Consider the following 15,747-nt stretch of genomic DNA (forward strand, 5'->3'; position numbering starts at 1 on the left):
CTATTCTGGATTGCTCCCATCTTCAGAATTGATAATTGTTGAATTTTCTAATGCAAAATTGAACATTTTATCGGCTAAAGTCCGCATTGGAATTCCTGTTGATTTTGATAATTGCTTTAACTTTAAATGCGTATCACTTGAGATAAATACGGGATTGTATTCCTTATCTTTCTTATTTTCAGCGCGTAAAATTAATTTTTCTGTCATGAGTTTTATTCTCCTAGTTCTTTTCGTTCAGCGCCCATAAAGCGCAAATATTGTTCAAAATATGAGTCAACTACATCGTCGTCAATATAGTTTCCATCTGTATCCATCCATACAATGTCACCGTCATAAAGCTCACTATCTTCAAAGTCAAGCGCTATTGGTTGCTCGTCATCTGGTGGGTCTAACTGCTTATCTGGTATATATGCCATTTGTCCTCCATAATTTGTTTAATCATCCAACTGTTCAATTAACCAATTATTCACTGCTGTGAATGTTTTGCTATTTACTGCAAAGGGTGGCTTTGTGTCTAGTACAGAGCGAACGGTGGGGATTGATAACCCTAACTGTTCAGCTAAAGCTGTCCGCGATAATCGATTTAATGCTTGTTTCTTAAGTAAGGCATTTTGCTGTGTCTGTGTAATTATTGCTTGCATAGTTGATTGTCCTCAATTTCTTGTGCTATATTTGAGGAGTATTTACATGTCCTAATGTTTATACTCCCATTTGCTAAGCGTTCTCTGTTGCAGCAGAGTGCGCTTATTTTTTTGCCCAACGTTTTGAAAAGTAATCGACCGTCGCTCCAAATCCAATCGCTGCGAATACTGTCCAAATTACTGCAACTAATCCTCCAAACATTTTCTAGCCTCCTTTCTATATACCCCAATTTGATAAATCCCTAAATCGAATAACATCGTGATATGCATACGTTGCTCTCGAACCTGGTGTCTTATTCGGAACTTCCTTCATGAATTTCTTTGAATACTGCAAATTATCATGAAACCAGTCGTATGATTTGCCTAATAACGTTGCTACTTCTCCAGGAATTACAGTTTGCCCCCCTTTATATGGAATAGCTTTTCCCATTCTGTTGTCTCCTTATACCCATGAAAGATACACATTCATTCCGTCACTATTTACTTGCAAGCCTTCACTTTCAAAGAACTCTTGATGTGATTTAACAAAATTAAATAGCCGGTCTTCTGATGTTCCTTTTTGATAAGACAACGTTTCATATTTCGCAGCAGCATTTTTCAAATCATCAGTAATTTCTGCAACTGCTGTTTCAAATGCATTTGCTTGCTTTGCTGCTTGTTGTGCTTGTTCTCGTAGTGTCATGTTTATACCTCTTTTGTTTTATAATGTGTTTACTGGCTCATTTGCCTAGTCCCTAAAGAAAGGAGAAAACAAATGGAGAAGAATGAAATAGAAAATGCTTTTTACTCCGCCCGAGATAAAGCTTATGCAACTATTTTTACGCCTGAACACTTTAAAAATGTTGCAGACGAAACCAATAAAGTTAACCACGATATGACTGAAAATGATCAAACAATCATTACTGGTACAAAAATCAGCAAGGATTATTGTGAGGCCCTAGTATTGCAGACCATGCTTGAGCTTCTTGGTGACGAAGATGCTCACTAACAGGTTTGGGAACAACTATATTTTCACTGTTATCTATTGAAGAAATTGAAATATCTTCTTTACGTTCATCGCTACTACCAATAGCTTGGAGCGTGTTTTTTATTTCTTCTTCTGTGCCTTCAATGGTTAATTTCATCTCTATGCCTCCTGTTTTTATTTTTTCATTTAATAATCCAATCATCTGCAATTAAATCTTCAGCATTTGGATTCCAACATTTAGAAAGTTTCTCACGATCCTTAAAAATAATTACACGCTCTGGTGTATTGGTTGGGAGAAGCCAGCACTTATTGGGGAAACCAGGCCGAGTCATTCCTCTACCTTGAGCAATGGCTTTTTTTGTTGCTTTTTGAATATTCATCACCTATTTCTCCTTATCGTCCTTCTAGCGCTAATTGTTCTTCCGGAATATCAAGCAACATACTCAATACTTTTGGAGTAGCTAATGAAATCACTTCCTTAGTGTTATTTAAAGCTTTTGCCCATGAGCGGATTTCACGAGCTCGTGATGTGTCAGCTGTTCGTTTTCGTAACGCAAGCTTCTCACGTTCAATTTGTTGATCAACTGTTTCTGGTATGAAGAATTGACGTTGTGCTTGTTGTTCAAGTTGCTTCTGCATTCCATTAAACGAATCAATATAATTCACTTTCGTATCCATAAATTTCTTATCAGTAAATCCCATGGCTACTAACATGAATCCATCTTTAGTCATTTTGAACATTCGATATGTTTGATTGTTTTGTTCATGCACATAGGTACCTTCGATAAACCGTTCATCTACTTTTTGGGGTTGCGAACTTTTTCGCAGACCCTTAATTACCGAATCAATAGCCTTTAAAATGTCTCGATGGTTTTTCTCAAATTTCTCAGCTACTTCTAAGGAAGTTGTCATCGGTTCGCCATTCTCTACAATAATTACGTTTTCCATTGTTACGCCTCCTTATTTTCCGATATAAATGTTGTCACCTTTATAACCAGTGACATTCATTAGCTGTTGATACTTTTCTATTGCTCCAGCTCCACGAGTCTTATCAGTTAACAAATCATCAACATATTTTTTACTTACTCCAATTTGTTGAGCTAATTCTGGACGCTTAAATCCATTCATCTTTAAATATTTATTGAAGTCAATTAGTGACCAATTTAAACGTGCCCGTGCTTGTGCAGTTGTCATTTCATTGACAATTGATGTTTCTACCATATTTTTACCTCCTTTTTTACTGCTATAATTATCTTGAGTTTGATACTCCCCACACTGAATGAAAGGAGAAATATTATGGATGATTTTTTGAATTTGCTAAGTGATAAACGTGTCCTTGTACAATTTATAGACGGAAGCAGTCTCACATTCGACCATATTCGTCGTGAACGTGATGCTTTTATAGGAACCTTGAACACCGACGACGAACATAAGTTCTACTTCACATCTGACAAAGTTGTATACGTTAGAACGACTGCATAGTAGAAGTAGCATTTACCAATTCAGCCAACGCTTGCACCATTGCTGGATTGGTTTTTGTTTGCCCATCTTTAGAAATTTCAATAATCAATGAATTGACGGCTTTATATTTTTCAATAGACTGTCCTGACATTATTTCATCCTCCTTTCTAACGTAGTGTAACTAAACAAGTATTTTTTATTGACTATCTTTTACCCTAGGGGTAAAATGAGTGCATAGTTAAAAACCGCAACGAACAGCTGTATCTATCACTTCTAACTCACTAAAAGTACGCTTGATATTTACTTGCTTTTTGAGTTGCTTTATTACTTGATGAGTTAATAATAACCCTAGGGGTAAAATTAATCAAGCGTTTTTATCTTTTTTTATCTTTTTAATTTTTATTAATCCTAAGGAGTATTGATATGACGCTATTTGAGCGCACAAAAAAGATTTCCGGAGATAGAGGCATGAGTCTACAAAAAGTAGCTGAGGATGCCGGATTATCAAAAAACACAATATATAAATGGAAAAACAATGAACAGCAACCTCGTCGGGTAACCGTTAAAGCCGTCGCCGAAGTCCTGGGCGTATCAGTAGATTACCTATTGGGTAACACTGATGAGATGCACCCTAAACAATCGAATGCTGTAACTGAAAAAATAGATTTGCGTAAAGTCGATGACTCTGAACGTGACGATTTAATATCAGCCGGTGGTAGGCCAATCAGTGATGAAGACTGGGAAATCATTAAAGCTGTGCTTGCTAAGTACCCTCGAAAAGAGGATTAGCTAATGGATACAATTGAAGAATGGATTATTGAAGATATCCTAAAATCAATTAAGCAAATAGGCTTTTCTGTGGAACAAGTTCCACTATCTTCAACCCATGCACTTACAGACTGCAAAGCAAGCGTCATTATGTATAATCCTGATAGCACCACTATTTTTGAATTAGCTGAAGAATATGAGCATGCTAAAAATCAACATCACAGACAATGGACTGAATATGATGTTCGAAATAAAGATGAAGCCGAGGCGCATCATTTGGCATTAGACTATATTCTGGACAGATGGCAAGCTTATGAAGGATCTAACAACTGGCTAACATTTATGACCGTTACAGGAACACCAAACGATTATGAAGATGATGTTGCAGAAGCACTTAAGCCAAATACAAGCGAGTCAAATCAAATGATTAAATTTGGCTAAATAAAAAAGCCACCCGAAGGTGGCATACATATATGTGCAATAAACTGATCCACACTAAAAGCTGATGGGAGTAAAGTTATGGATGACTCAATATATCAAGAAAAAGTTAGCCCCATTCTAACAGAATTAACTAATATAGCAGCTAAATTAGTTCAGGTCTATAAAAATAAACTAGAGAAAAATTTAAATATCATTAATGCTTACATAATGTCTCCGGATTTCAACTTAATTGCACGAGACGGTTCTCAGATAAAAGTCCAAAATACATTTTATATTGAACTTAGCCCTCAAAGTGGTGTTTTTCTTGATAGCACTGAAGGTAAAATCATTGTATTCGAGTACATGAGTGATATCGACTACAATATGCCCCAAGAATTAAATGATGACTTTTTATATGATGCATTTCAAGATTCTAACTTTTTTAAAGATGTTATGCACATAATTGGTTTAGATGGCATTCAAGAAGCAAATCTAGCTTACCAGCAACAAAAGTTAAGCAGTTTAAAATCTTTAATCGAGCAATAAACAGATAATGCCTACTACAAGATAGTCCAACCGTGAAGACTTTAAAAGCTTCTCTGAATCATTAGCTCAGTTGGTTAGAGCAGACGGCTCATAACCGTCCGGTCGTTGGTTCGAGTCCAACATGATTCATTTGCAATAAAAAAGCCCCACCGAAGTGGAGCAAAACACTACTTACGTAAGTAACGTTTAATTGCGTCAATGATGAACGGCGCTAAAACCGATACGATCAATGACAAGATAGCTGTAAATACAGCATTTGCGAAATACAACAATTTGAAGTACCTCCCATCTAGCGTCGTTTGTGATCGTGACGCCAAATAGATGTATACATGAATAATTGCAAAATAAAAACCATTCAGGCGATCACTCCCAAATGGTTTAAGAACAAGAGGTACCCCACTTGCCGTATTTCGTAAGTCAATTATAACATTAATGCTTATATTTGCAAAATAAAAACCACTCGGGCGTCCATTCCTAAGTGGTTTAATCAGAGATAACGAAAGCTATCTCAACTCGTACCTAAATTATACCATTGAAAATTATAATTGCAAAATAAAAAGCGCATATCCCCCTCGCCGGCAAGCTAATGGATATACGCTCCCACAGGATTACTCCCGTTTGATATTATATCAGACCCGAGTACGTCTTTAAACTACTCAATTTTTAAAAGGAAAGGTTAGGTTTAAATTAACATGGCTACAAAGAGAGGAAAAACATGGCAAGCTTATATTAGCTACACTACTCCTAACGGCGAACACAAACGAGAAAGGAAAAGCGGATTTAAAACAAAAGCAGCGGCGACAGCATACGAAGCAGAAAGATTGACTGAAATTCAAAATGGTAAATTTAATTCAGACAATACGTTGTTTACTGAATATTATGATCACTGGCTTGATAGTCACTTCAAACAGCAATTAAAGACTCAAACAATTTCTAATCATTTGAGTACACAAAAGATTGTTCATAAATATTTTAAGAATTTTTATTTACAAGAAATTACACGAAAGGATATTCAAGAGTTTGTTAATAAATTTTCGGAAACACATCAAGCAAGCACAACTAAGCAAACACTAATTCGTTTATCCATGCCTTTGAAAGAAGCATTTAACGACGGAATTATAAAAACAAATCCAACTTCAAATATTAAAATTCCAAATATAAAGAATGAAGTCAAAAGCATTAACTACCTTGAAACTGATGATATGAATAAAATTCTAACTTATATAGAAAAAAATGATATTACTCCACAACGTTTTTCTATCTATATCTCATTACTCTCTGGTATGCGTTTAGGTGAAATTTTAGCCTTAACTTATGATTCAATCGACTTGGACAATAAAACCATCTCTATTACTCAAAATAAGACAAATCAGTACCCTTTTGAATATGTGACGCCCAAAACGCCATCATCAATCAGAACCATTGTAATGCCAGATAAATTCTTTGTTCAATTAGATCGTTATAAAGATAAATACCCCAAAACAGACATTCACTTTCTTGGAGATAAACATGAACAAAATTACTATACTCGTGAATTAAAAAATATTATAAAGGAAACTGGAACAAAACAAATTACATTCCACGGTCTTAGACACACACATGCAAGTTATCTAATTAATAACGGCGTTGACGTTGCCTATGTGAGTGAACGTTTAGGACACAGTAATATTTCTATTACTCAGCGAACATATTTCCACCTTCTTCAAGATAAAAGGAACGAAGAAAATGATAAAACCATGGCCCTTTTTTAGTGACAATTTGTGGCAAAAATGTGGCAAAAATAATTATATGTGGCAAAATGTGGCAAATTTTTCCAACTTTTTACCACTAAAAACCACTAAATACATCTATCAAAAGAAAAAGAAAAACGCTGGTACAACAGCGTTTAGGCCGTCATGCCAGCGTTTAGATTGAAGTATAATTACTTCAAACCATACTTCTTGTTGAACTTGTCCACAGCACCATCTGCAGTAGTAAACTTTTGCTTACCAGTGTAGAAAGGATGTGAATCTGAAGTGATTTCAACACGAATCATTGGGTAAGTGTTACCCTCGTATTCGATTGTTTCATCAGAAGTACGAGTTGAACCAGTCAATAGCTTGTAACCAGTAGTTGAGTCAACGAATACCACTTGGTGGTATTCTGGATGAATATTAGGCTTCATTTTGAACTTCTCCTTATCGCCCTAACACATTCGTGATAGAGTCAGTTTTATATTTAAGATAACTAAATTATAATACCATATTTGCCAAACTTTTGATAGTGTTTTAGCTGGTTTTTAACGAGAAATCGTTATTTTTCGTCATCATCACCGGTATTCAAGACGGCCATGAAGGCTTCTTGTGGCACATCAACCGCACCAACAGACTTCATTCGTTTCTTACCACGCTTTTGCTTATCAAGTAGCTTAGCACGACGATCAGGGTCACCTGTATGAATCTTTGAGGTAACATCCTTACGGTAGGCCTTAACCGTTGAACGCGCAATAATCTTTGATCCAATTGCTGCTTGAATTGGCACTTCGAAATTACGACGTGGAATGATTTCCTTCAACTTTGAAGTAATCACACGCGCACGTGCTTGCGCAAAGTCAGCGTGCACAATAAAGCTCAAGGCGTCGACCTTTTCACCATTCAATAAGATATCAACTTTAACCAAGTTCGATGGACGATAACCATCTAAGTCATAGTCCAATGACGCATAACCACGTGTTGATGACTTCAACTTATCAAAGAAATCAAAAATGATTTCAGAAAGTGGAATATAGTACTTCACGTTCACACGTTGCTTATCCAAATATTCCATTGTGTTAAATTCACCACGCTTGCTTTGCGCCAATTCCATAACGGTACCCACATAGTCTTCAGGCACCATGATTTGTGCTAATACATATGGTTCCTCAATCGACTTGATTTCAGACGCATCGGGCATATCAGCCGGATTTGAAACCTCTACCATATCACCACCGGTCGTGTACGCATGGTACGTTACAGATGGTGCCGTCGTAATCAAATCTAGGTCGAATTCACGCTCAAGACGTTCTTGAATAACGTCCATGTGCAACAAGCCTAAGAACCCTGTACGGAAACCAAAACCAAGTGCCTGCGATGTTTCTGGCTCAAATTCAAGCGAAGCATCGTTCAACTGCAACTTCTCCAACGCTTCACGCAAATCGTTATATCGTGCGTTATCAGTTGGATAAAGTCCAGAATAAACCATTGGCGTCATTGGCTGATAACCAGGCAATGGTTCATCGGCCGGATCATCAACATTCGTAATTGTATCCCCTGGGCGTGCATCACGAATACTCTTAATTGAAGCGGCTAGATAGCCAATGTCCCCAGCCATCAAGTAATCACGCTTAATTGGGTTGGGAGAATGGATTCCAACTTCAGTCACTTCGTATTCCGCTCCAGAGTTCATAAAGCGAATTTTATCGCCAGGCTTCACAATTCCTTCGCGAACACGAATTGTTAGAATAACACCTTTATATGAGTCATAAGTTGAATCGAAGATAAGTGCCTTCAAAGGTGCCGTTAAATCACCGGTTGGCGCTGGTAGCTTAGTAACAATTTGTTCCAATAATTCGGGAATACCAATTCCCTCTTTAGCTGACGCCATTACGGCATCTGAGGCATCTAATCCAATGTCATCTTCGATTTCTTCCTTAACTCGCTCTGGATCAGCAGCAGGCAAGTCAATCTTATTAATAACTGGAATAATTTCCAAATCATTTTCAATCGCAAGATATACATTTGCCAAAGTCTGCGCTTCAACCCCTTGCGCCGCATCCACAACTAAGATGGCACCATCAACAGCAGCAAGTGAACGTGAAACTTCATACGAGAAGTCGACGTGTCCAGGTGTGTCCACCAAGTGGAAAATATAGGTTTCACCATCTTTTGCAGTATAGTGAACTTCAACTGAATTCATTTTAATCGTGATGCCACGCTCACGCTCGAGATCCATTGTATCTAATAATTGGTTTTGCATATCACGTTCGGCCACAGTATGGGTCGCTTCAAGAATTCGATCAGAAATTGTCGACTTTCCATGATCAATATGAGCAACGATACTAAAGTTCCGAATATGTGATTGGCGCGCTTTCATTTCTTCTAAGTCCATTATATATGCGCTCCTTCTTCATTTTAAATTATCTAGTGTCCAACTCAACAACACTAAAGTTCCACTTTCAATTGTACACGAAATATAAGAGTGCCGATATATAAAAGTCCTTAGAATTCATAAACCTATTCATATTTTGGCACAAAAAAAGGCTCACGCGAACGTGAACCTTCTCTTTAATTTTATTACTTATCTGAAATGGCAGAAATTCCAGGAAGTTCCTTACCTTCAAGGTACTCAAGTGAAGCACCACCACCAGTTGAGATGTGTGACAATTGGTCAGCAATACCCAATTGTTGAACAGCAGCAGTTGAATCACCACCACCAACGATTGTTGTTGCATCGTTTTCCTTAGTAACCTTAGCTAATTCTTCACCAATAGCTAGAGTTCCCTTGGCAAACTTAGGCATTTCGAACACACCCATAGGTCCGTTCCAAACAACAGTCTTAGCATCGTTCAAAACTGACTTGAACAATTCGATTGACTTAGGTCCAATATCAAGACCCATGTAACCGTCCTTAATACCATCTTCAGCGATGTAAGTATCAGCATCGTTAGAGAACTTGTCAGCAGCAACTGCATCAACAGGCAAAACAAGCTTGTCGCCAGCTTCGTCGATCAATTGCTTAGCCAAGTCAACCTTGTCAGCTTCATACAATGAATCACCAATTGGCTTACCCATTGCAGCGTCGAATGTATAAGCCATTCCACCACCAACAATAACCTTGTCAGCCTTCTTAAGAAGATTTTGGATGATTTCAATCTTATCTGAAACCTTGGCACCACCGATGATAGCAACGAATGGACGCTTTGGATTTTCAACAGCACCACCCAAGAACTTGATTTCCTTTTCCATCAAGTATCCTGCAGCAGTTTGTGCGATATTAGCAGCAATACCAGCATTTGAAGCATGTGAACGGTGTGCAGTACCGAAGGCATCATTGATGAAGACATCACCTAATGAAGCCCAGTACTTGCCAAGTGCTGGATCATTCTTTGATTCGCGCTTAACTTCTTCACCATTTTGAACATCAGCAAAACGAGTGTTTTCAAATACCAAAACTTGTCCGTCGCCAAGGTTATCAACAGCTTCTTCAAGTTCCTTACCTTCGATAGCAGGAACAAAAGTAACTGGTTGTTGTATCAAATCAGCAAGGCGTTGTGCTACTGGCTTCATTGACAACTTTTTCTTATCATCTTCAGACTTTACACGTCCAAGGTGAGAGAAGATGATGGCACGTCCACCATGGTTCAAAACATACTTAATTGATGGCAAAGCAGCCACGATACGGTTATCATTGGCAACTTCGACTTCACCGTTTTCTTCCTTCAAAGGCACGTTGAAATCAACACGCATCAATACCTTCTTACCTTTAAGATCCAAGTCTTCAAGAGTTAACTTAGCCATAGAGATACCCTCTTTCTTTTAATTTATAGACATTTCTGATAAAAAACAGGCGATTTAGCTTCCACCAAACCCCCTGTTTTTTTGTTCAACTGAAGCTAAGATTAAAGCTCAGCCAAGTGCTTCAAAGTACGGATCATGTTTGAAGTGAAACCGTATTCGTTATCGTACCAAGCAGCAGTCTTAACAAGTTGGTGATCACCAGCAGTTACGACTTCAGTCAAAGTTGGGTCGAAGACAGAACCGTGTGTGTCTCCAATAATGTCTGAAGATACGATTTCGTCATCATTGTAACCGAATGAATCGTTTTCGTACTTCTTCATAGCTTCGTTGACTTCGTCAGCAGTAACCTTCTTGTCCAAGATAGTTGTCAATTCAGTGATTGAACCGTCAACAACTTGTACACGTTGTGCATGACCATTCAACTTACCGTTCAATTCTGGAACAACCAAACCGATGGCCTTAGCGGCACCAGTTGAGTGAGGAATCGTGTTAGCAGCAGCTGTACGGTTGTTACGAGGCTTGCTTCCACGAGGTCCATCCAAAATCATTTGAGTTGAAGTATAAGCGTGAATCGTTGTCATTGTACCAACTTCGATACCGAATTCCTTGTTAAGGGCATCAGCCAAAGGTGCCAATGATTGTGTAGTACATGATCCAGCAGAAACAATCTTGTCATCTGGAGTCAATGTGTCTTGGTTAACACCATAAACAACAGTAGGAATATCACCAGCAGGAGCTGAGATCAAGACCTTCTTAGCACCAGCATCGATGTGAGCTTGTGCCTTGTCCTTTGAAGTGTAGAAACCAGTTGATTCCAATACCACTTCAACACCATCATTTTCAACCCACTTCAAATCAGCGGCGTTCTTTTCGGCGTATACGCGGTACTTCTTACCATCAACAATGATACCATCTTCATCAGCTGAAACTTCAGCATCCAAAGTACCATGAGTTGAGTCATACTTTAGCAAGTATGCCAACATAGCAGGGTTAGTCAAGTCATTGATAGCAACAACTTCGATATCATCAGCAGCATCCTTCAACTCAAGGATACGACGGAATGCCAAACGACCGATACGGCCAAATCCATTAATACCAATCTTTACAGTCATGATTAATGATTCCTCCCAGAAATTCATTTCGTAAACGATTTTACAATCAATATTATACGACTTTGTTTACACTTTCGCAAACTAAGGAACCAACTTTTTGTAATTAAAAGTAAAGAGTGCTAAATCCTACTTAAAACGCCAACGTAAGGTGTGTTGTACTTCAAAAATATCCGCTTTAATTTTACGATAATCGACTTCTTTTGGAATTTGTTGCATTGTTTTTAGGAGCGTTGGCGTTACAGCCGTCACAATAGATTTAAAGATCACCGTCATCATGATAATCCCTGCAATAAGTGAAAGAACACCGATCATATTTAGAATTGGCATAAGCGCCTCCTTTGTTAGTTTAAACTTAATTGAATGTCATAAAAATAACTTGGCCTTAACCAAGCACATTTCATATTATAGATTAGGTTTAAACTAATTGCAATAGGTTTATTTTAATTCGCCACTTCTACGATAGTAATCGAGCGTGTCTTGCGCAAAATCTAAAGGGTAGCCGAACGCTTCAACTAACATCCATGGTGCTAATGGTTCATCTGGATATTCCTGTGCCAGACGTTGAATATCTTCAGCACTGGTCATAAACGAAATTACACCTTCACGCGCATTAACTTCATTATTATGGGCACGAGCTGTCTGATAATCTAATAAATCCCCTAAATCAGAAATCGCATGGAAATATTCTTCCACTAACGTTTCAGCCTTTTCAAAGGTTGATAAAGCCTTATCAATAAAGATATATACTTTACCATCTTTAATTGAGGTAACCCCTGCCAGTCCTGAATTCTCCTGAAGCGGAATTGTATCTAAAATAGTGGCAGGCATCCCCCGTTTTGCTAGTTCATCTTCAACCCGAATTAGGAGATCCTCATACCGGTTATTTTGCATGGTGATCCTCATAATCTGCAATAAGACCTTCTACATAAGCTTTTGCCCGATCAATCACGCGTTGGCGCTCATCATCTGGCAAGCTTGTAATATCTAAGCCCCAATGTGCTGCCATCAGTGCTGGTTCTTCAGACACAGTTGTATTTGCCACTTCATTTGGGTCTTCCACTAATTCTGATTTTGAAACACCAAAATAATCCGCCATCAATTCAATTTTATTAATTCGTGGATAAGTTTTTCCATTACACCAATCTGAAATTGTCGCAGTTGATACACCTACGATTTCAGAAAGCTTTGCTGCCGTCATGCCATGCTGTTTCAATAGACGCTTGATATTGCGTCCCATAATTTCTTTTCCCTCTGAAGTAGCCATATTGTCACCTTTTCAATTTAAATTTATTTATTTACTTAATAATAAAGGGAAACTTAACTAATTGCAAGGTTTAACCTAATCTATTTTAGGATTGCTTTTACTGCTATGGTCGTCTATAATTAATCAAGTAAATTGAACCCGTAGTGTAATGGATATCACGTTAGATTCCGGTTCTGGAGATGAGGGTTCGATTCCCCCCGGGTTCATTAGGTAATTCCTTAATTGGTTCTTTAATAGGCCGCAAAGTGGCCTGTACAAAATAAAAGTCCCAGTTGTAACTTTTTACAAGTTACGACTGGGGCTTTTTGTATAAGCAGATTGCCTATTGATGATTGCTTTCATCCGTTGATCCATATTGTGTTTTTTGCGCTAACTTTTGATCATCAAAAAAGTTTTTCCACTCTGCTTTAAAGGGTAACCCTAACGCTACCCAATTTTCCAAGACGCTACCACCCTGCGACATAACTAAAAATAAAATGATGCCGTCTGCTACGCCACTATATCCAATCGCCGCCACAAAAGGATACAACATAAAAGGAATTAATAAAATCATCACGTGCTTGATAATTCCCACTAGACCAATCGTTGAATTGAATTTATGCAAAACAACTGCCCGGCCAAATCCCAAGACTAAGTCAGCAAATACAAGCGCTACAAGTAATAAATAATATTTTGTGGGCCAGCTTTGTTCAAAAAGTTTAATCATCATTTCGAATGCTTTCATTTTCCTGCATTGTTACTTCCTTTCAATTAGATTTCGTTCCCTGACATTTGCTACACGCTTTTTCCAAGAAACATCTTTAATTATGATTAATGCGTGTTCATTAAAAGTCGCACATTTATGATCTGCCTGCTTCATTCGATAATAAATGAGCCTCACGACAAGCTTTTTTTAACTTATCCCGCCAACGTAAGACAGTACTGCGATCAGCATGATGCAATTGCGCAATCAATTCCCACCCCATCCGATTTCGATACCATTGATAAAACACTTCTTGATGCTCTCGATCAAACTGTTCCACACAACCACGAATAATGTCACGTTGCCGTTTCATTTCTGCTAAATAACGATCATTTTCAAGTTTATCCATCGTATTTTCCACAACATTAAAGTATTTATTTTGTGCTTTACCACCACCAAAATTGTCATCGCGTGCGCTTTTTATTAAACGCAATTCCTGCTCACGTTCTTTAATTGCAATATCTAAGCCTCCTGTAAAATACTGCGTTAATACTTTATCGTACTGATCTGCCATCGCTAGCTCCTTTACTGTCCAAAAATCCATTTGCTTTAATACACTTTTCGTACTAAAATGGCACATATAAACAAGCGTCGTCCGTATCTTCATCTAAGACACATTCCACGCTTTCAATTAAGCTGTGCTATAAAACTATATCTAGATGATAATACTATTTTCGTACTTAGTCAAGTTATTTTAATACTATTTTCGTACAAAAGGAGCTAATCATGTCAATCTATGAACGTGTCAAACAAATTGCTGAGGAAAGAGGCTTTGCTTTAACCGAAGTCGCCCAGCGTGCTGGCATTGGCGAAAAATCAATTTATGCTTGGAAACCATCAAAACAATATCCTGATGGTGTCACACCTAAACGTGCGACATTAGAAAAAGTTGCTGCTGTTTTAGGCGTCACTGCCGATGACCTATTAGGCCTACCTGATTCAGCAAATTCAACTAAACAACCGCAAGCAGTCAAGACCAATGATCTTGATCAACTATTGTCCGATGAAGGCGTCGCCATGTTTAATGGACAACCACTTTCAGACGACTACAAACACGCCCTTTTGGCTATGTTGAACACCCTGAATGAAAGTGAGCACTAGCCTATGCATGAAGAACTATTTAAACAATTACTTTATATTGCGACCCAATCAGATATCATCATTAAAGAAGTCGCAGGTCAAGCGACTGATCCTGATGTTGCTTTTTGCAAACAACGCATTATCAATCTAAACCACAACTATCAATCATCAATTAGTGTTGCTTTCCGGCTCGCTCATGAAATTTGTCATATTAAATTCTCTCAGCCAACTTTTCTATATACTTTTTCTCCTTATATCAAAAATAAAGAAGAACGAGAAACGAACGAACGCGCCATTCGCATGTTGGCTCGACTAATCTATGCAGATACACCTAATGAATATCGGAATTGGTCTGATTTTATGGCTGAATTTTGTTTACCAAGCTGGTTTGAACCCTTGGTCCAAGACATTATTTATGATTAAAGCTATTAAAAAATCTGTAAGCACTCATTTGAGCACTTACAGATTTTTTTAGTTCAATTGTTGCTCAAGCTCTAAGGCTTGTTCAAAATCATCAGTAAAGAATCCGGCAAAATGATATTGAAACATCTGCATCATTTCTGAGGGCTGATCAATGGTCCAAGCCCGTTCATAATTAGCCCATTCAGGTCTGACGGTTGTCTTCTTCATATGGAGGGCACTTAGATGGTATTTTGTCATGACTTCAGCAGGGTTTTTAATCAACTGCCGACTAATCAATGCAATCGGCTGATTGGGCGCTAGCGCATGGACACGTTGAATCGTCTCAGGCCTAAACGAAGAAAAGATGGTTTGTGCCATCAATCCGTACGCTTGCACCTTTTCCAAAACTAGCGCTTCAATCCCAGGATAATCAAGCTTATCTGTTTTCAACTCAATATTTAACATAATATTAGTTCCTTGAAAGACTTGTAGTACTTCATCCAATGTTGGGATTCGATTATCCTCCACATGTAATTGATGCACACGACGTTTATCTGGAACTAAATGGTATTGCCTAAGCTCCGCTAAAGTCATCCGCCGTATAAAGCCATGCCCATTTGTTGTCCGATTGATTTTTTCATCATGCATAATTATCGGTTCATGATCACGCGTCAACTGAACATCAAACTCCACCGCTTCGCCATGTTGTGCTAAATACTTAAAACCTGGCAAAGAGTTTTCAATATACTTTTCTGGGACACCCCGATGCCCAAATACAGTTGTTTCCACCTTAACTGCCTCCATTGCACT

General features: G+C 38.1%; 26 protein-coding genes and 2 tRNA genes. 9 read left to right on the top strand and 19 right to left on the bottom strand.

What is annotated here, in order from left to right; all coding sequences use genetic code 11:
• The 5 genes from JOC36_RS04115 to JOC36_RS04135 all read right to left on the bottom strand — a co-directional run bounded on the left by JOC36_RS04115 (position 1) and on the right by JOC36_RS04135 (position 1,323).
• The gene (locus tag JOC36_RS04115) at positions 1-207 is read right to left on the bottom strand and encodes a hypothetical protein (protein WP_205145239.1); all 207 of its coding nucleotides are present in this window, start codon (positions 205-207) and stop codon (positions 1-3) included.
• A gap of 5 nt (positions 208-212) precedes the next feature.
• A complete protein-coding gene (locus JOC36_RS04120) occupies positions 213-416 on the bottom strand; it encodes a hypothetical protein (protein ID WP_205145240.1) in 204 nt (67 codons plus the stop codon).
• 18 nt (positions 417-434) lie between these two features.
• Positions 435-641 carry a hypothetical protein gene (locus tag JOC36_RS04125; RefSeq protein WP_205145241.1) on the bottom strand — a complete coding sequence of 69 codons (207 nt, stop codon included), beginning with the start codon at positions 639-641 and terminating at the stop codon, positions 435-437.
• Between the two features lie 217 nt (positions 642-858).
• Positions 859-1,071, bottom strand: coding sequence for a hypothetical protein (locus tag JOC36_RS04130; protein ID WP_205145242.1), 213 nt, complete (start codon positions 1,069-1,071; stop codon positions 859-861).
• A gap of 12 nt (positions 1,072-1,083) precedes the next feature.
• A complete protein-coding gene (locus JOC36_RS04135; RefSeq protein WP_205145243.1) occupies positions 1,084-1,323 on the bottom strand; it encodes a hypothetical protein in 240 nt (79 codons plus the stop codon).
• Between the two features lie 72 nt (positions 1,324-1,395).
• On the opposite strand from JOC36_RS04135, the gene JOC36_RS04140 reads away from it, so the two are divergent.
• Complete coding sequence (locus JOC36_RS04140) at positions 1,396-1,629, top strand: hypothetical protein (RefSeq protein WP_205145244.1); 234 nt, start codon at positions 1,396-1,398, stop codon at positions 1,627-1,629.
• 161 nt (positions 1,630-1,790) lie between these two features.
• On the opposite strand, the gene JOC36_RS04145 is transcribed toward JOC36_RS04140, so the two are convergent.
• The 4 genes from JOC36_RS04145 to JOC36_RS04160 form a co-directional block, all read right to left on the bottom strand.
• A complete protein-coding gene (locus JOC36_RS04145) occupies positions 1,791-1,988 on the bottom strand; it encodes a Thoeris anti-defense Tad2 family protein (RefSeq protein ID WP_205145245.1) in 198 nt (65 codons plus the stop codon).
• Positions 1,989-2,001: 13 nt separating this feature from the next.
• Entirely contained in the window at positions 2,002-2,556 is a 555-nt protein-coding gene (locus JOC36_RS04150) for a Rha family transcriptional regulator (protein WP_205145246.1), read from the bottom strand.
• 12 nt (positions 2,557-2,568) lie between these two features.
• Entirely contained in the window at positions 2,569-2,829 is a 261-nt protein-coding gene (locus tag JOC36_RS04155; protein WP_205145247.1) for a hypothetical protein, read from the bottom strand.
• Positions 2,830-3,073: 244 nt separating this feature from the next.
• Positions 3,074-3,220, bottom strand: coding sequence for a hypothetical protein (locus JOC36_RS04160; RefSeq protein WP_205145248.1), 147 nt, complete (start codon positions 3,218-3,220; stop codon positions 3,074-3,076).
• Between the two features lie 272 nt (positions 3,221-3,492).
• Here JOC36_RS04160 and JOC36_RS04165 point away from each other — a divergent pair, with 272 nt between their 5' ends.
• The 5 genes from JOC36_RS04165 (at position 3,493) to JOC36_RS04185 (ending at position 6,554) form a co-directional block, all read left to right on the top strand.
• Positions 3,493-3,858 carry a helix-turn-helix domain-containing protein gene (locus JOC36_RS04165; protein WP_205145249.1) on the top strand — a complete coding sequence of 122 codons (366 nt, stop codon included), beginning with the start codon at positions 3,493-3,495 and terminating at the stop codon, positions 3,856-3,858.
• 3 nt (positions 3,859-3,861) lie between these two features.
• A complete protein-coding gene (locus tag JOC36_RS04170) occupies positions 3,862-4,278 on the top strand; it encodes a hypothetical protein (protein ID WP_205145250.1) in 417 nt (138 codons plus the stop codon).
• A 78-nt stretch (positions 4,279-4,356) separates the two neighbouring features.
• Positions 4,357-4,803: a hypothetical protein gene (locus JOC36_RS04175; RefSeq protein WP_205145251.1), complete on the top strand. Its 447-nt coding sequence runs from the start codon at positions 4,357-4,359 to the stop codon at positions 4,801-4,803.
• 55 nt (positions 4,804-4,858) lie between these two features.
• Positions 4,859-4,932 (top strand) — tRNA-Ile (locus tag JOC36_RS04180).
• 563 nt (positions 4,933-5,495) lie between these two features.
• Positions 5,496-6,554 carry a site-specific integrase gene (locus JOC36_RS04185; RefSeq protein WP_205145252.1) on the top strand — a complete coding sequence of 353 codons (1,059 nt, stop codon included), beginning with the start codon at positions 5,496-5,498 and terminating at the stop codon, positions 6,552-6,554.
• A 170-nt stretch (positions 6,555-6,724) separates the two neighbouring features.
• Here the strand turns inward: JOC36_RS04185 and JOC36_RS04190 are convergent, their stop codons facing one another.
• The 7 genes from JOC36_RS04190 to JOC36_RS04220 all read right to left on the bottom strand — a co-directional run bounded on the left by JOC36_RS04190 (position 6,725) and on the right by JOC36_RS04220 (position 12,713).
• Complete coding sequence (locus JOC36_RS04190; protein ID WP_205145253.1) at positions 6,725-6,967, bottom strand: type B 50S ribosomal protein L31; 243 nt, start codon at positions 6,965-6,967, stop codon at positions 6,725-6,727.
• 128 nt (positions 6,968-7,095) lie between these two features.
• Positions 7,096-8,928 (bottom strand): translation elongation factor 4, encoded by a 1,833-nt coding sequence (gene lepA, locus JOC36_RS04195; RefSeq protein WP_205145254.1) that lies wholly within the window; start codon positions 8,926-8,928, stop codon positions 7,096-7,098.
• A 185-nt stretch (positions 8,929-9,113) separates the two neighbouring features.
• Positions 9,114-10,337, bottom strand: coding sequence for a phosphoglycerate kinase (locus JOC36_RS04200; RefSeq protein WP_205145255.1), 1,224 nt, complete (start codon positions 10,335-10,337; stop codon positions 9,114-9,116).
• Positions 10,338-10,438: 101 nt separating this feature from the next.
• The gene (gene gap / locus JOC36_RS04205) at positions 10,439-11,449 is read right to left on the bottom strand and encodes a type I glyceraldehyde-3-phosphate dehydrogenase (RefSeq protein ID WP_205145256.1); all 1,011 of its coding nucleotides are present in this window, start codon (positions 11,447-11,449) and stop codon (positions 10,439-10,441) included.
• 126 nt (positions 11,450-11,575) lie between these two features.
• Positions 11,576-11,776 (bottom strand): hypothetical protein, encoded by a 201-nt coding sequence (locus JOC36_RS04210; RefSeq protein ID WP_205145257.1) that lies wholly within the window; start codon positions 11,774-11,776, stop codon positions 11,576-11,578.
• Positions 11,777-11,884: 108 nt separating this feature from the next.
• Positions 11,885-12,340, bottom strand: coding sequence for a hypothetical protein (locus JOC36_RS04215; RefSeq protein ID WP_205145258.1), 456 nt, complete (start codon positions 12,338-12,340; stop codon positions 11,885-11,887).
• Positions 12,330-12,713, bottom strand: a complete 384-nt coding sequence (locus JOC36_RS04220) for a helix-turn-helix domain-containing protein (protein WP_205145259.1) — start codon at positions 12,711-12,713, stop codon at positions 12,330-12,332. The genes JOC36_RS04215 and JOC36_RS04220 overlap by 11 nt, the downstream gene beginning before the upstream one ends.
• 134 nt (positions 12,714-12,847) lie before the next feature.
• Between JOC36_RS04220 and JOC36_RS04225 the strand changes: the two genes are divergently transcribed.
• Positions 12,848-12,919: transfer RNA gene (locus JOC36_RS04225), tRNA-Arg, on the top strand.
• A gap of 116 nt (positions 12,920-13,035) precedes the next feature.
• On the opposite strand, the gene JOC36_RS04230 is transcribed toward JOC36_RS04225, so the two are convergent.
• Together JOC36_RS04230 and JOC36_RS04235 are read right to left on the bottom strand one after the other, a co-directional pair.
• Positions 13,036-13,422: a phage holin family protein gene (locus tag JOC36_RS04230; RefSeq protein ID WP_205145260.1), complete on the bottom strand. Its 387-nt coding sequence runs from the start codon at positions 13,420-13,422 to the stop codon at positions 13,036-13,038.
• Between the two features lie 130 nt (positions 13,423-13,552).
• Entirely contained in the window at positions 13,553-13,969 is a 417-nt protein-coding gene (locus JOC36_RS04235; RefSeq protein WP_205145261.1) for a DUF722 domain-containing protein, read from the bottom strand.
• A gap of 212 nt (positions 13,970-14,181) precedes the next feature.
• Between JOC36_RS04235 and JOC36_RS04240 the strand changes: the two genes are divergently transcribed.
• Both JOC36_RS04240 and JOC36_RS04245 read left to right on the top strand, forming a co-directional pair.
• Positions 14,182-14,556, top strand: coding sequence for a helix-turn-helix domain-containing protein (locus JOC36_RS04240; protein ID WP_205145262.1), 375 nt, complete (start codon positions 14,182-14,184; stop codon positions 14,554-14,556).
• 3 nt (positions 14,557-14,559) lie between these two features.
• Positions 14,560-14,958 carry an ImmA/IrrE family metallo-endopeptidase gene (locus JOC36_RS04245; protein WP_205145263.1) on the top strand — a complete coding sequence of 133 codons (399 nt, stop codon included), beginning with the start codon at positions 14,560-14,562 and terminating at the stop codon, positions 14,956-14,958.
• Positions 14,959-15,006: 48 nt separating this feature from the next.
• Here the strand turns inward: JOC36_RS04245 and JOC36_RS04250 are convergent, their stop codons facing one another.
• Positions 15,007-15,726, bottom strand: coding sequence for a glycerophosphodiester phosphodiesterase family protein (locus tag JOC36_RS04250; protein ID WP_205145264.1), 720 nt, complete (start codon positions 15,724-15,726; stop codon positions 15,007-15,009).
• Between the last annotated feature and the right edge of the window lie 21 nt (positions 15,727-15,747).

It is taken from the genome of Weissella uvarum, from assembly GCF_016908785.1.
Lineage (GTDB): Bacteria > Bacillota > Bacilli > Lactobacillales > Lactobacillaceae > Weissella > Weissella uvarum.